The 12,375-nt window shown below is 67.3% G+C and carries 13 protein-coding genes and 1 pseudogene; 9 read left to right on the top strand and 5 right to left on the bottom strand.

Annotated elements, in window-relative coordinates:
- Positions 1 to 7: 7 nt before the first annotated feature.
- The 5 genes from AB0B20_RS15450 (at position 8) to AB0B20_RS15430 (ending at position 4,523) form a co-directional block, all read left to right on the top strand.
- Positions 8 to 1,828 (top strand): acyl-CoA dehydrogenase, encoded by a 1,821-nt coding sequence (locus AB0B20_RS15450; protein WP_357471103.1) that lies wholly within the window; start codon positions 8 to 10, stop codon positions 1,826 to 1,828.
- Between the two features lie 148 nt (positions 1,829 to 1,976).
- Positions 1,977 to 2,720: a glyoxalase gene (locus AB0B20_RS15445; protein WP_357471100.1), complete on the top strand. Its 744-nt coding sequence runs from the start codon at positions 1,977 to 1,979 to the stop codon at positions 2,718 to 2,720.
- Between the two features lie 255 nt (positions 2,721 to 2,975).
- On the top strand, positions 2,976 to 3,617 hold the full coding sequence (locus tag AB0B20_RS15440; protein ID WP_357390630.1) for a hypothetical protein: 642 nt from the start codon (positions 2,976 to 2,978) through the stop codon (positions 3,615 to 3,617).
- 161 nt (positions 3,618 to 3,778) lie between these two features.
- Entirely contained in the window at positions 3,779 to 4,177 is a 399-nt protein-coding gene (locus tag AB0B20_RS15435) for a hypothetical protein (protein WP_274477829.1), read from the top strand.
- Positions 4,178 to 4,238: 61 nt separating this feature from the next.
- Entirely contained in the window at positions 4,239 to 4,523 is a 285-nt protein-coding gene (locus AB0B20_RS15430) for a hypothetical protein (protein ID WP_357390628.1), read from the top strand.
- A 128-nt stretch (positions 4,524 to 4,651) separates the two neighbouring features.
- Here the strand turns inward: AB0B20_RS15430 and AB0B20_RS15425 are convergent, their stop codons facing one another.
- From AB0B20_RS15425 to AB0B20_RS15410, 4 genes are all read right to left on the bottom strand, one after another.
- On the bottom strand, positions 4,652 to 5,800 hold the full coding sequence (locus tag AB0B20_RS15425; protein WP_357471097.1) for a hypothetical protein: 1,149 nt from the start codon (positions 5,798 to 5,800) through the stop codon (positions 4,652 to 4,654).
- A 363-nt stretch (positions 5,801 to 6,163) separates the two neighbouring features.
- Entirely contained in the window at positions 6,164 to 7,324 is a 1,161-nt protein-coding gene (locus AB0B20_RS15420; protein WP_357390624.1) for a Shedu immune nuclease family protein, read from the bottom strand.
- Between the two features lie 175 nt (positions 7,325 to 7,499).
- Positions 7,500 to 8,039 carry an HD domain-containing protein gene (locus tag AB0B20_RS15415; RefSeq protein ID WP_357471094.1) on the bottom strand — a complete coding sequence of 180 codons (540 nt, stop codon included), beginning with the start codon at positions 8,037 to 8,039 and terminating at the stop codon, positions 7,500 to 7,502.
- 83 nt (positions 8,040 to 8,122) lie between these two features.
- Complete coding sequence (locus AB0B20_RS15410) at positions 8,123 to 8,869, bottom strand: GntR family transcriptional regulator (protein ID WP_357390620.1); 747 nt, start codon at positions 8,867 to 8,869, stop codon at positions 8,123 to 8,125.
- Between the two features lie 175 nt (positions 8,870 to 9,044).
- On the opposite strand from AB0B20_RS15410, the gene AB0B20_RS15405 reads away from it, so the two are divergent.
- The 4 genes and pseudogenes from AB0B20_RS15405 to pyrE all read left to right on the top strand — a co-directional run bounded on the left by AB0B20_RS15405 (position 9,045) and on the right by pyrE (position 11,741).
- A complete protein-coding gene (locus AB0B20_RS15405; RefSeq protein ID WP_357390618.1) occupies positions 9,045 to 10,235 on the top strand; it encodes a helix-turn-helix domain-containing protein in 1,191 nt (396 codons plus the stop codon).
- A 317-nt stretch (positions 10,236 to 10,552) separates the two neighbouring features.
- A pseudogene (locus AB0B20_RS15400) lies at positions 10,553 to 10,897 on the top strand (hypothetical protein); the annotation flags it as partial.
- Positions 10,894 to 11,112, top strand: coding sequence for a hypothetical protein (locus AB0B20_RS15395; RefSeq protein WP_357471089.1), 219 nt, complete (start codon positions 10,894 to 10,896; stop codon positions 11,110 to 11,112). The pseudogene AB0B20_RS15400 and the gene AB0B20_RS15395, both read left to right, overlap by 4 nt.
- A gap of 104 nt (positions 11,113 to 11,216) precedes the next feature.
- Positions 11,217 to 11,741 (top strand): orotate phosphoribosyltransferase, encoded by a 525-nt coding sequence (gene pyrE / locus AB0B20_RS15390; RefSeq protein ID WP_043324701.1) that lies wholly within the window; start codon positions 11,217 to 11,219, stop codon positions 11,739 to 11,741.
- Positions 11,742 to 11,743: 2 nt separating this feature from the next.
- Here the strand turns inward: pyrE and AB0B20_RS15385 are convergent, their stop codons facing one another.
- Positions 11,744 to 12,328, bottom strand: a complete 585-nt coding sequence (locus AB0B20_RS15385) for a GIY-YIG nuclease family protein (protein ID WP_357390616.1) — start codon at positions 12,326 to 12,328, stop codon at positions 11,744 to 11,746.
- Positions 12,329 to 12,375: the final 47 nt, after the last annotated feature.

Here is a 12,375-nt window from a genome sequence, read left to right as displayed (position 1 = left end):
GTCCACATTGTCCTCGTCCGATTTGCTGCTGTCCCGCCGTGACCTCGCGTTCCTGCTGCACGACTGGCTTGACGTGACCCGGCTGACCGAGCGCCCCCGCTACGCCGAGCACACCCGGGAGACCGTCGACGAGGTGCTGGACCTCGCCGCGCGGGTCGCCGCCGAACGCTTCGCCCCGCACAACCGGGCCGCCGACACCGGCGAACCCACGTTCGACGGGCAGCGGGTGCGGACCATCCCGCAGGTCAAGGCCGCCCTGGCGGCGTTCGCCGAGACCGGGCTGCTCGCCGCCACCATGGACGAGTCGGTGGGCGGCCTGCAACTGCCGCACACGGTGGCCGCCGCCGCGTTCGCCTGGTTCCAGGCCGCGAACGTGGGCACGTCGGCGTACCCGATGCTCACCCTCGGCAACGCCAACCTGCTGCTCGCCCACGGCAGCACCGAGCAGATCGACACCTGGGTCCGTCCGATGGTCGAGGGCCGGTTCTTCGGCACCATGTGCCTGTCCGAGCCGCAGGCCGGCAGCTCCCTGACCGACCTCACCACGCGGGCCGAGCCGCAGGACGACGGCACCTACCGGGTCGTCGGCACCAAGATGTGGATCTCCGGCGGCGACCACGAGCTGGCCGAGAACATCGTCCACCTGGTGCTGGCCCGCATCCCCGGAGCGCCGCCCGGCGTGAAGGGCCTGTCCCTGTTCATCGTGCCGAAGGTGCTGCTCGACGACGACGGCAACCTCGGGCCGCGCAACGACGTGGCGCTGGTCGGCCTCAACCACAAGCTCGGCTACCGGGGCACCACAAACACGCTGCTGAACTTCGGCGAGGGCGTGCACCGCCCGTACGGGCGCGCCGGGGCGGTCGGCTACCTGGTGGGGCAGGCACACCAGGGGCTCGCCGTGATGTTCCACATGATGAACGAGGCGCGCATCGGCATCGGGGCCGGCGCCACCGCGCTCGGCTACACCGCGTACCTGAAGTCCGTCGCGTACGCCCGGCAGCGCCCGCAGGGCCGCCCGGTCGCCGACAAGGACCCCACCACGCCGCAGGTGCCGATCGTCGCCCACCCCGACGTACGCCGGATGCTGCTGGCCCAGAAGAGCTACGTGGAGGGCGCACTCGCGCTGGTGCTCTACTGCGGACGGCTGCTCGACGAGCGGAAGACCGCGCCCGCCGAGGCCGACCGCGAACGGGCGCAGCTGCTGCTGGACCTGCTCACCCCGATCACCAAGAGCTGGCCGGCCCAGTGGTGCCTGGCCGCCAACGACCTGGCCATCCAGGTGCACGGCGGGTACGGCTACACCCGCGACTACGACGTCGAGCAGCACTGGCGGGACAACCGGCTCAACGCCATCCACGAGGGCACCCACGGCATCCAGGCGTTGGACCTGCTCGGCCGCAAGGTCACCATGCGCGACGGCGCCGCGCTGGAACTGCTGCTGGAGACGATCCGCGGCACCGTCACCCGGGCCTGGAAGGCGGAGGGGTTCGCCTCGGAGCTGGCCGGTCAGCTCGCCGTCGCGGTGGACCGGATCGCCGTGGTGACGCGACGGCTGTGGGCTCCGGGTGATCCGGAGCTGGCGCTGGCGAACGCCTCGGTGTACCTGGAGGCGGTCGGGCACGTGGTGATCGCGTGGATGTGGCTGGAGCAGGTGCTGGTGGTGGAGGCGCTCGGGTCGCCGGACGGGGCCGAGGGGGAGTTCCTGGCGGGGAAGAGGCAGGCGGCGCGGTACTTCTACAGGTGGGAGTTGCCGAAGGTGGGGGCGCAGTTCGACCTGCTGGAGGGGCTGGATCGGACCACGCTGGACATGCGGGAGAGCTGGTTCTGAGCCGTGTGGGTCCGGCAAAGCCAGCCCCGCCGTCACCACCAGAGCCACTAAGCACCGTGTCGGTGCTGCCTGGAGTTCTCGCACGTGCGTGATGGTCGCGGGTTTGGCAGACTGCTGCGTCGCCTGCCCTGTTGAACAAAAGGTGCTGATGATGCTTGACGAAGGTGTCCAGCCCAACGAGACCACCGTGCCGATGCTGCCCTGTGTGGCACCGGAGGAAACCCTGGCCTTCTGGCGCGCCCTGGGCTTCGCTGTGACCTACGAACAGACGAAGCCCTACCTATACCTGGCGTTCCGGTGGCGCGGATTCGAGCTGCACTACGGGCGCGCGTCCAGCAACCTGGACCCGCCGGAGAACACCGGCGGATGCCTGGTAATGGTCGATACGGTCGCGCCGTACCACGCAGCGTTCACCGAGGCGATGCGCCGCACGTACGGGAGGGTGCTTGCCAAAGGGCTACCTCGGATAACGCGGTACCGGCCCGGCGCCTCACGGTTCACCGTCACGGACCCGTCGGGAAACTCGATCATCTTCATCCAGCGCGACGAGCCGACGGAGTTGGAGTACGGCGGCTCCAAGCAGATGCAAGGGCTTGCCCGGGTTCTGGACAACGCTCGGATCCTGCGCGAGTTCAAGAACGACGACCGGCATGCCTTCCGAGCCCTGAACTCGGGACTGCGCCGCCACGGCGACAGCGCACCGACCGTGCAGCAGGCAATGGCGCTGGCCGTGCTCATCGAGCTGTCGACGGCACTGGAGGAGTCGGAACGGGTGCCGGAGTGGGGCGCCAGGCTTAGGCAACTCAGCCTGACTATGGAGGAGCGTCGTCAGGTTGAGTCCGTCGTTGCCGACCCCACGCTGCTCGAGCGGTGGATGCCCGCCACGGCCTGACTGACGCACCGGCCACCCTGTGACGCCGATGAGGAGGACTCCACAGCGTCATAGCAGCACGCCCCGTCACGTTCGTCTGTGGGCCTACACAACGTACGCGGTGGATTTCGCCGGTCCGCCGGTGTCGGCCGCATCAGGGGCTCGATGACGCACCGTTCTCGGCAGTTGCGGAAGCCCGGTCGAGCGGCCAACAGACGGTCAGCGGCATGTGCGGGCGTCTCGGGTCACGGGCGTGCCTGGTTACACTGCTCGGCTATGCGCTCGGTCGAGGTCCTCGAACAGTTCGACGCCGCAGCCGAGGAGTTCCTGTTTCCGGACTTGGGCCACGGCTACAACTACGCTGTTGACGTTCGGCTACATGGGTATCGTGACGCTGAGCAGTGGGCCCTCATCGTCGAGGCGGTCGGCTATTCGCCACGGGCCGGCAACCTCACCGACGTGCTCCACGTGTTCGGCAACTGCCTGACCAGCGGCGAACCTGGCTATGGCAACGGTGACTTTCTCGACCGAGTCGACAACTGGGACGAGACAGAAGACCCCGACGAGCCCGAGACCTACCGGGGAGGACCGGTAGTGGTTCGTGGCCAGACGATCGCCCTTGCGGCCGAGCCGGGCGAGGACCTGGTCGACGTGCTGCGCCGGCTCGTTCCACGCCATCGCGAGCTTCTCCTTGCCGACGAGGAAGAACTGCGGCGCCGAATCCGGGTCGACATACCCGAGGTGCTCCGGCTGGACCAGTGGAACCACCCCGACCTGGCCGGCGGGCTACGACCCAGCGAGTCTGAGACCTTCCGCCAGATTGCCGATGTCCTGACAACCGGCGACCTCAGGCGATACGCGCCGAGCCTGCCGCCCAACACCCACTGGTCCAACTGGCCGGACTCGGGAAGCCTGTAGCCGGGCCGGACCAAGCCGCTCACCTCGTAGCAGAAGAGCCCATGACCTGTACCGTCTGCGCTCGTGATCCCGCCCTGCCATGGCTGCGGTGAAACCGGCCGCGCCCGGTCGGCGGCATGAGAGGAAGCTGGATGTGGGTCCAAGTCCGCTACGGTTGGCCGATGCGGCGACTTACCGACGAGACGGTCATGGCCGTTGGCAGGCTGACGTTAGCCGCGACCGAGTTGGAGTACCTTCTCGCAGGCATCGGCGCCAGCCAGGCCGACGACGATCGTGCCGCGATCTTCACCGCTGCCGACGAGCCGTTGCGCACGGCGCGACGATCCGCTCAGCTCGCTTCACCGGACCACCGTGACGAGTTCACCGGGCTGATCGAGGCCGCCGCGACATACCTGGCGCAGGGCCGGACCGCCGTGCGCGCGATGTGGTTCGAGAACGGACTCGTCAGCGCGGCGACCTTCGACGAAATCTCCAGCCTCATCCTGCGATGCCGCGACCGGTTACAGGCACTGCTTGACGAATTGGATGGGACGCCTGCCGCTCTACCTCGATCTCGGTAGCAGTCAGGGCCACGTCCCCAGCGCGGCAGAAGAGGATGTCGCGTGACGGTATTCTGCCGCCGTGCCGAACCGCTTCTATCGCCGTCGTTGGAACGAGACCAGAGGCGATGAGTTCGACGACTGGGGCCGCTCGCTCTGGTATCTCGAGGTTGGCGATGACGGTTGGCCCGTCCGCCAGATCGAGGTGTACGACGCAGGCCACGTCCTTCGTTATGGGCCCAAGTGCGGCGAAGACCGCTACGGAGGCCTCGGCCAAGCCAGCCTCTACGACTCGGATGAAGACTGGAGTGGCTTCGAGATCACGGGTGTCGAGTTCGAGCGGATCTGGCACTCGGACGGCGAGTAACGGCCCTGCTGGTCAGTACGCCCGGAAGGCGGCAGAACAGTAAAACCTATCTGCGAGTTCGACGCCATCGTGTCGCAAGCCGCTGATGGCCCGGGTGATACCTGCCTTCGGTCAAGCGAGACCAGGCGTCAGCACCCGGCAAATCTCAGAGCCTCGTCACGGAGTCCCTTCAGCACTTCGATGTTCTGCAGCATGGCGCCGGGGTCGTAGGTATTGGTCAACCTTAGCCTCGACATCCGATCGAGCACCTCCTCGTCGGCCAACTGGGCCAGCCACGCTGCGATCTGCTTGCCGTCCGGGGAGCTGTCCACTTGGCCGATCAGATCGGCCAGGTCGGTCCGTACGACTGCCGCGCTTAAGCGCCGAGCGTGGCATTGTGCGGCTGATGTCGTCGAACCCATCGATATAGCGCGGCGTTCGTCCTGATGACCAACGACGATCTCATAGCGCGTCGGAAGCGCTGGCTCGGGCGGCTCCGTGCCCGTGACTAGGCGCGGCACCGCCTGGGTGCGGACCCAATGGCAGATCTCATCGAGCTCCTGCATCAGCACTGGCCACTGGCCCGTGCCCGGTCGATTGATCCCGACCGTTGGAAACAGGGTGACGGGAATGATGGTGCCGATCGGTGTCTCCGCGATGACGTCCCCCACACGCAGCGGCTCTTCGGGCTGCGGTGGCAGGTCGCGGACCGAGCGGGGCAACCGGTTATCCTGGTACATGGCAGCCAAGCGGACCGCAGTGATCGCGGGCGTCCTGTGCTTTGCGTGGTTCGTGTGGAGCACCAGTCGAGCCAGAGGGTGCATCTGAGGATCGCTCTGACGGTGAAAGGGCTGTAGGCGATCGATCCGCCGCACGAGTTCGCTGCCAGCTCGCAGCGCTGCCGGACGGTTACGGAGCTGCTTCTTCGTCCACTCCTCGAACTTTTCGCATGTGTCCGACGCGGGCATTTCGACCAGCCTGGCCGCCTTCTCGTCGAGCGGCGCGCCATCCAGAAACTCGACTTCGGCGAACAGCGCGTGCTCAAGCGCGGCCCGTAGTGCCACCAACGCGTCGGCGACGAGGAGTGGCACTTTGCGTGGGATCGGAGCCACGCTGCCCACGACGGTCCGACTGACCGGCCCCGCCGGTACCTCACGCAAGCCGATCACGCCGTGGGACTGTGTCTGGTAGCCATAGAGCAGATCGCCGACCTGTCCGATGAGCTCATCCGCATGCGAGAGCGTCGCGGCGACGCCGAGATGGCGCTCGGGGAGCCAATGGGGCGTCGAGTCCGTCACGCCGTGATCTTACGCGGTGCCGAAATCGGGTGCCCTCGGTGCAACGCACCCGTTCTCGTACGACCCACGCTGTGCGCATGAGAAGCTTCAATGCGCTTCCCTTCATGGGACAGAAGTTCACATTAGGAGTGACCAAGTGCTTGCGGCTGCACCGGGGACCAAAGACTTTAAAGCTGCCTCGTGGGGGGCATCGGACGCCTACGTGTCCTCATCAAGGAAGTCACGCTTTGATCCCAGGGCGTCAGCTACCCTGAGCGGCAGCTCGCCTTGTGGTGAATCACAAACTGGCTCCACCGGCACTCCCGTCGGCATGAGCGCACGCAGCGCAGCAGCAGCGAGGAATTCGCCCCAAAGAGCCTACCTTCAGTTACCGCGCCCTCCGTTCTCGTGAAGTAGGCCATGGAGGCTTCTGAATAACTGACGCCCAGAGATCACCAAGTCGTCGAAGGTAACAACATCGATAAGACTGCTGTTAACACACCAGCGCCGCAGCTTTTTCTCTTGCTTCTCCGTCAGAGCCGACCTTCTCCCGATAACCAGGAGTCCTCGCGGATTTTCAATGCTTGGAAGCTTGCTGCGAGCATATTCACCACGTTCCGCAACCCAGCCTTGGAAGTCGAGAACTTGCCCCAGGGCATGGGAGAACTCTCCGGTAAAGTCATCCTTCTTGTTGAAGATTCTGTCCTTTGGCTTCTCAATCTCAACCACCAGGTACCGGAAATCGTGCCTCCTGATGACGAAATCCGGGACGTAGTCGTCACCAAACTGATGTTTCGGCACTACCTCTGCAGCTAAGGGATCCAGGACAGTAGGATGATGCTTGAGAAATTCCTGGTAGCTCGATTCTCCGAGATCTTGGGCCACCAAGGCTTCGAAATCATCGAGGAGCGAAGGGGGGACAGAGATTGAGCCGGCCGCGAACACCCTCATTACGTAGTGAGAGAAGTCATTAACTCCGCCGACCACATGATTGGCGCTGGCTTCCTCGCTGGCAAGTGTCATTACCCTCGAGAACAGCGACCGATTCTCCTTCGACGCATTGATTAGTTCGTCGAGAGCAATCTTCGCCTCCCGCCGGGCGCCATCAGCGATCGGAAACGACTTGCCTAACAGGGACCTAGTGTAGCCATCACCTGGGATAGCTTCGCCCGAGGCCGCCAGCCACAACGCCCTGACTGCATACTTGGCCCATGATTTATAACTTTGATCTGCGGCAATCTCGGTTAGTAGCCGAACGCCAGGGTCACCCGCAACAAGAGCGGCACCCGCCGCAATTTCCGCGTAGCTCATCCTCTCGGTGTAACCGATCCGCCGCTCATCCCTGAGTACTTGCTCGACTAGCCCAAGCTCGCCAGCCTGGCCGAGCGCGACAAATACTCCAGCTATTTTTCTGATAGACGCATCAGCCTCGTCATGCCTGGCGCGGCGGTTCGCGTCTTCCTCTCGCGGCGCTTGCGGTTGAGCGTCTAGCCACCACATCGTGAACTGCTCCGGCCTCAATTTGGTTCTTCCCCGGCTCAACATCTCTCCAACATGTGACTTATCTTAGGAATCTTGCATTTGCGGCATTTCGACGCCTCGCACCAGGGGCTGCAACGCATTATTGCACCCCATTGGCCCGCGTCTCGTGAGCCCGTCGGGGAATCTGTGCCAGCATTACCGTCAGTCGCTACCTGAGAGACTACCCAGGGTGACACTCTCATCGGCAGATGTGGAAGCCGGAGGGAGCCGGGCGGCAGCCGACGTCTATGTCAGGCTGGGCGGACGGCGTCTTGAGTGCCGCCTGCGAGCTATCGATCCAGCGTTGAACGTCCGCGACTCCCTGATGCCGGTACTCGACCGCTTGGACGAGGCACTCCAACTTGTCCGCGTCCCGGGCCACGACCGCTTCCAGGGTTTCGCCGGCCTCGTACTCGGCGACGGCAGCGTTGATCAGATCGGCTACGGCGGGCGGGCAGTCGGCGACCTGGTCGGCGGTGACGGCGGTGTTGGGCGCAGCGGTGAGGTAGCGTTTGGCGATGTGGGGGATGTCGGTGATCCGGGTTTCCTGCGTGTCGTGCAGGATGCACAACATCGAGACGCGAGCCGGGTCGGCGCCCTCCATGGCCGCGAGCATCATGCCGATGAGCGCCGTGCGGAACGAGTGTTCGGCGATCGACTCCGGATGCTTCACGCCGGCGAACCACCATCCGGTGCGCGCGGCGCGCTTGAGCGCGCCCGCCTCGAAGATGAAGCTCATGGCTCCTGCATGAGGATCGTTGTCCACCGGAAGTGCCCTCTCACCCGCTGAGCTCGTCGACACCGCATCCCCCTCGCCAGTCGTCAGTCGATGGGGAGACGGTAGACGAGGTCATACCGGCCGCCTGGTAGCACGATGTCGGCCGTCTCCACCGGCGTACCGCCCGCGGTGTAGGTCCGCTCGATGGTGTGCACGAACGTGCGGGCCGGCAGGTTGAGCGCCTCGACCTCCTCTGCGGTCGCCGAGCGAAGGCTGACGCGCTCCACAACCTCGTCGACCCGCACGCCGATGGTGTCCATGCGTGCGACGACGCCCTTCACGTCGCTGTCCTCGGGCCACTCGATCGGAGTGTCCTTGGTGAGAGCAAGAGGCTCGTGCGACACGGAAAGCTGTATCGGTTCACCGTCGGCGAGGAAGCGGTACGACGTCCGCATCACCGGTGCGCCCGGCTCGATGCCGAGCCGGGCGGCAATCCGCTCATCGGCCCGCTCATGTCGGCTGTCGTGCTCCCAGGTGCCCTGCTGCCCGGCGCCGGCCGCGTCGCGCGCGAACGGGGAAGTCGGCCCGTCGTCGGAGCGAACATCGCGGCCCCGGGCGTGACGAACCAGCCGGGTGGTGCCTCGGACGTATACGCCGGATCCGGCGCGACCCTCCACGATGCCCTCGCCCTTCAGCACGGCGATGGCCCACTTGGCGACGGTCCGGCTCACGTCGTACTGGCGCATCAGGCCGGACTCGGACGGCAACCTCGCTCCGGTGGGCAGCTCTCCGGACAGGATCGCGGCACGTAGGTCGGCGGCGATAGCCAAGTAGGCAGGCGGCATTGGCATGTCGGCGGCACCTCCGGTCAGCCCAACCAGTCGACCACAGAGCGCGGGGGAGCGGCAGGTAGGAACCCCTCGACGTCAATGCGAGAGCACCGATCCACGTACACTGGCGCACGGGTATGCCGGCTCACCGGCCGGTGCCGAAGTCCCAGCCCTCGTCCTGGGAGGCAGGCGAGACATGGCCAGCAAGGCCGACACGATCGGTGCCCGGATCCGCTACTGGCGGATGCGCCGTGGCGGGATGAGCCAGGCCGTCCTCGCCGGGCTCGCCGGGGTCAGCCAGTCCTACATCTCCCAGGTCGAGTCCGGCCGTAAGACGATCGACAGGCGCTCCACTCTGGTCGCCGTCGCCGCCGCGTTGCAGATCACCGTCGCGGACCTGCTCGGTCAGGGCACCGAGACGGGCGATCCGGCACGCGAGCGCGCGGCTGAGTGCGTGCCGGCAATCTGGTCGGCGCTGATCGAGATCGAGGACGGTGAGCGGCGGCCGTCGACGCGTACCCCTGAGGAACTGGCGGCGGGAATCGCCCGCAGTGAGCGGCTCCGTCACCGCTCCAACTTTCCGGCCATGGCCCAGATGCTGCCCGGCCTGCTGTTGGAGGCGGCTGCGGCAGACGGGCCGGCGCTCGCGCAGGTGGCGTACCAGGCGTCGGCCTGCCTGCGGCACCTCGGGTACCGCCACCTGGCGTTGAACGCGGCGCGGGTGGCGGTGACGGCGGCCGAGGACGTGGAGGAGGCGGCGTGGCTGGGCGCGACCCGTTTCGCGTACGCGCAGAGCCTGCCGATCGAGTCCGCTTCGCTCGCCGCGCGGGCGGCTGACCGGTCGCTCGCGGAGCTTCAGTCCGCCGCCTCCGACGAGCGGGTCCGGCAGATGCTCGGCCAGTTGCACCTGTCTGCGGCTCTGGCCTCGACAGTCAGCGGGCACCTCGACGACGCGCGTGACCATCTGACCGAGGCTGCCCGGGAAGCGGCGACCCTCGGCGACCCGGCGGACGGCATGGGGTTCAACGGCTGCGGTTTCGGGCCGACGAACGTGACGCTGTGGGAGATGTCCATCGCGGCCGAGTCCGGCGAGCCGGGCCGGGTGATCGAGCTGTCCCGCACGGTACGGCCGCAGGTGCTGGCGGCGTCGATCCGGCAGATGTCGTACTGGCTCGACCTCGGGCGGGCGCTGGCCGATTCCGGTCGCCGGGACAACGAGGCGATCGCGGCGTTCGTGCGCGCCGAGCAGGCCGCGCCGGTGCCGTTCTCGCTCAACCCGCTCGCCCAGGACGCCGTCGTCGCGATGGCGCAGCGGGCCAAGCGGCGGGCCGTGCCGAACGAGCTTCGTCTGCTGGCCGGGCGTCTGGGCATCAGCCTGGCGGCATAACCAGCGGTAATTTCTCCATCACCATGCGGCCCTAGTGTCCGTTTTCGGGTGAGGAAGCGCCTCATCCTGCCGGGCGCGCCGCACTTCCTTGTGAAGTGATCCGTCGCGCCGGAGCGGACGGAGGTGGTGATGGGCGGGCGAAACGGTTGGCGCCGCACGGGGCAGGAGACGCAGCAGGCCGAATGGGAGGCGGCGAAGAGGCGGATTCTCGCACTGGCTGAATCGGATCACTCGCAGGCAGCGCCCGGTGAGTCGGCAGCGGCCCAAGCGCCGCGCCGGGACGCCGACTTCGTCGCACCCGTCGAGCGGCGCCTGCCGTACGAGGGTTACCTCCTCGCTGTCGCGTCGACGCTCGTACGCCGGCATCGCCCGGCCTGGTCGTGGCGGAAGTGGCGGTGGGTGTGCCGGTGTGGTGCGGACCTGCCGTGCCGGAACCGGCACCGCGTACCGATCAATCGCGGTCACTGGCCGTCGCAGGAGGACCAGTGAGCACTGCGGAACAGGCGATCCTCGCGGTGCACGTACGGGGTCTGGACGGCATGTGCGTGGGTTGCCGGCTGTGGTGGGCGCGGCTGACTCCGTACCCCTGCTGGCAGGTCGCGTGGGCGACCAGCCGGCAGGCGCGCGCGAGCGTCGCCCGCTTCCTCGGGGTGCGCGGGTGAGCACCCACGGGCCGGTGCCGCCGGTCTGGACGTGTGGCGGGTGCGGTGCGCCGTGGCCGTGCGCGACGCGGCGGCGGGAGCTGCTTGCGGAGTACGAGGGCGCGCCGGTGTCGCTTGCGGTGTACCTGGGGGCGCAGTTGGTGCGGGCGACGGCGGATCTGAGCTGGGCGCCGGCCGGGGCGTTGCATCGGCGGTTCCTGGGGTGGGTGCGGTGAGCGTGTTGCGGGCCGGGGACGAGAAGTTCCACTACAGCGACGGGTACGCACTCGACGGATCGTGTGATCCCGGCCGATCGTGCGGCGAATGCGAGACTGAGCGGGTGACTCACCCGCTCGCGCGCCGCGTCTATGACACCTGCCATCTCACCGGCCGGTTCCATCTGCGATCCGGGCAGGTCAGCGACGAGTACTTCGACAAGTACCTGTTCGAGGGGAAGCCCGAGCTGCTGCGCGAGGTCGCCGAGGCGATGGTCGCTCTGCTGCCGGAGTGCGACGTGTTGGCGGGGATGGAGATGGGTGGCATTCCGATCGCCACGGTGATGTCACAGCTGACCGGGCTGCCCACGGTCTTCGTGCGGAAGCAGGCGAAGGAGTACGGCACCGCGAAGGTGGCCGAGGGCGGGCCCGTGAGCGGTCTGCGGGTCGTGGTGATCGAGGACGTCGTGACCACCGGCGGCGCGCTCCTGGCCTCGTGCGGACACCTGCGGTCGGTCGGCGCGCAGGTGGAGACGGTGGTCTGCGCCATCGACCGCGAGCAGGGCGGCCGGGAGAACCTGGCGGCCGAGGGACTGCACCTCCGCGCTGCCCTCACCCGCCGGGATCTGGAAGCCGCACTGACGGCGTAAGGCTAGGGCTGCGCCGGGCCGCTGCTGACGTTGTACGAGTTCTTGGCGGCGACCACTGCTGCCTGGATGTGCTCGGGGTCGACGCCGTGGACGTTGAGCGGCGGGTGTAGACGCCGGACGAGTTCGGCCTCGATGTCCGCCGGCTCGGGGTCCTCCGCCCAGGTCAGGCGCAGGTGCGTGTGCATCCACGCGGTCAGCCGCGTCTCGTCCTCGGGGACCAGGACGACGCGGTCGGTCCAGGTCGTCCGGTAGCCCTCGGACACGAGGAGCCCGGCCAGCGTGCGGCGCAGCGTCGAGCTGCCCGACCGTCGCAGATGGTTGCGCAGGATCCGGCCCCGCAGGCTGGTTGCCCGGCCGAGATAGAGCAACCGCCGCGACGGGTCGCTGTCGTTCGGTGGCCCGGGGAGGTCGGGAAGGACCGAGGGCGGGGCCCACCAGGCGTAGACGCCGCTGCCACGGGCGAGGCGCTTGACGGCGACGTCGAGCGCGACCGGCGGGCCGGAGAGCAACCGCAGGGCCTCGTCGACCCGTTCTTCGTCGGTCGGGACGTCGGCGGATCGCCGTTCGGGGAAGGTCACCGGGACCATCCTAGGCGGTTGGCGGGTTCCCTTGACTCTCGACCCGGTCGAGGGCC

It is taken from the genome of Micromonospora sp. NPDC049151, assembly GCF_040648395.1.
Taxonomy (GTDB): domain Bacteria; phylum Actinomycetota; class Actinomycetes; order Mycobacteriales; family Micromonosporaceae; genus Micromonospora.
The sequence above is the reverse complement of the archived record's forward strand: the minus strand, read 5'-3'. Positions and strand labels throughout refer to the sequence as shown.

What these genes read in the sequence shown, in the direction of transcription:
- AB0B20_RS15385 (WP_357390616.1), bottom strand. Translation starts at nt 12,328, where the DNA reads ATGGTCCCGGTGACCTTCCCCGAACGGCGATCCGCCGACGTCCCGACC.
- AB0B20_RS15415 (WP_357471094.1), bottom strand. Translation starts at nt 8,039, where the DNA reads ATGAGCTTCATCTTCGAGGCGGGCGCGCTCAAGCGCGCCGCGCGCACC.
- AB0B20_RS15405 (WP_357390618.1), top strand. Translation starts at nt 9,045, where the DNA reads ATGGCCAGCAAGGCCGACACGATCGGTGCCCGGATCCGCTACTGGCGG.
- AB0B20_RS15410 (WP_357390620.1), bottom strand. Translation starts at nt 8,869, where the DNA reads ATGCCAATGCCGCCTGCCTACTTGGCTATCGCCGCCGACCTACGTGCC.
- AB0B20_RS15440 (WP_357390630.1), top strand. Translation starts at nt 2,976, where the DNA reads ATGCGCTCGGTCGAGGTCCTCGAACAGTTCGACGCCGCAGCCGAGGAG.
- AB0B20_RS15435 (WP_274477829.1), top strand. Translation starts at nt 3,779, where the DNA reads ATGCGGCGACTTACCGACGAGACGGTCATGGCCGTTGGCAGGCTGACG.
- AB0B20_RS15420 (WP_357390624.1), bottom strand. Translation starts at nt 7,324, where the DNA reads ATGTTGAGCCGGGGAAGAACCAAATTGAGGCCGGAGCAGTTCACGATG.
- AB0B20_RS15445 (WP_357471100.1), top strand. Translation starts at nt 1,977, where the DNA reads ATGATGCTTGACGAAGGTGTCCAGCCCAACGAGACCACCGTGCCGATG.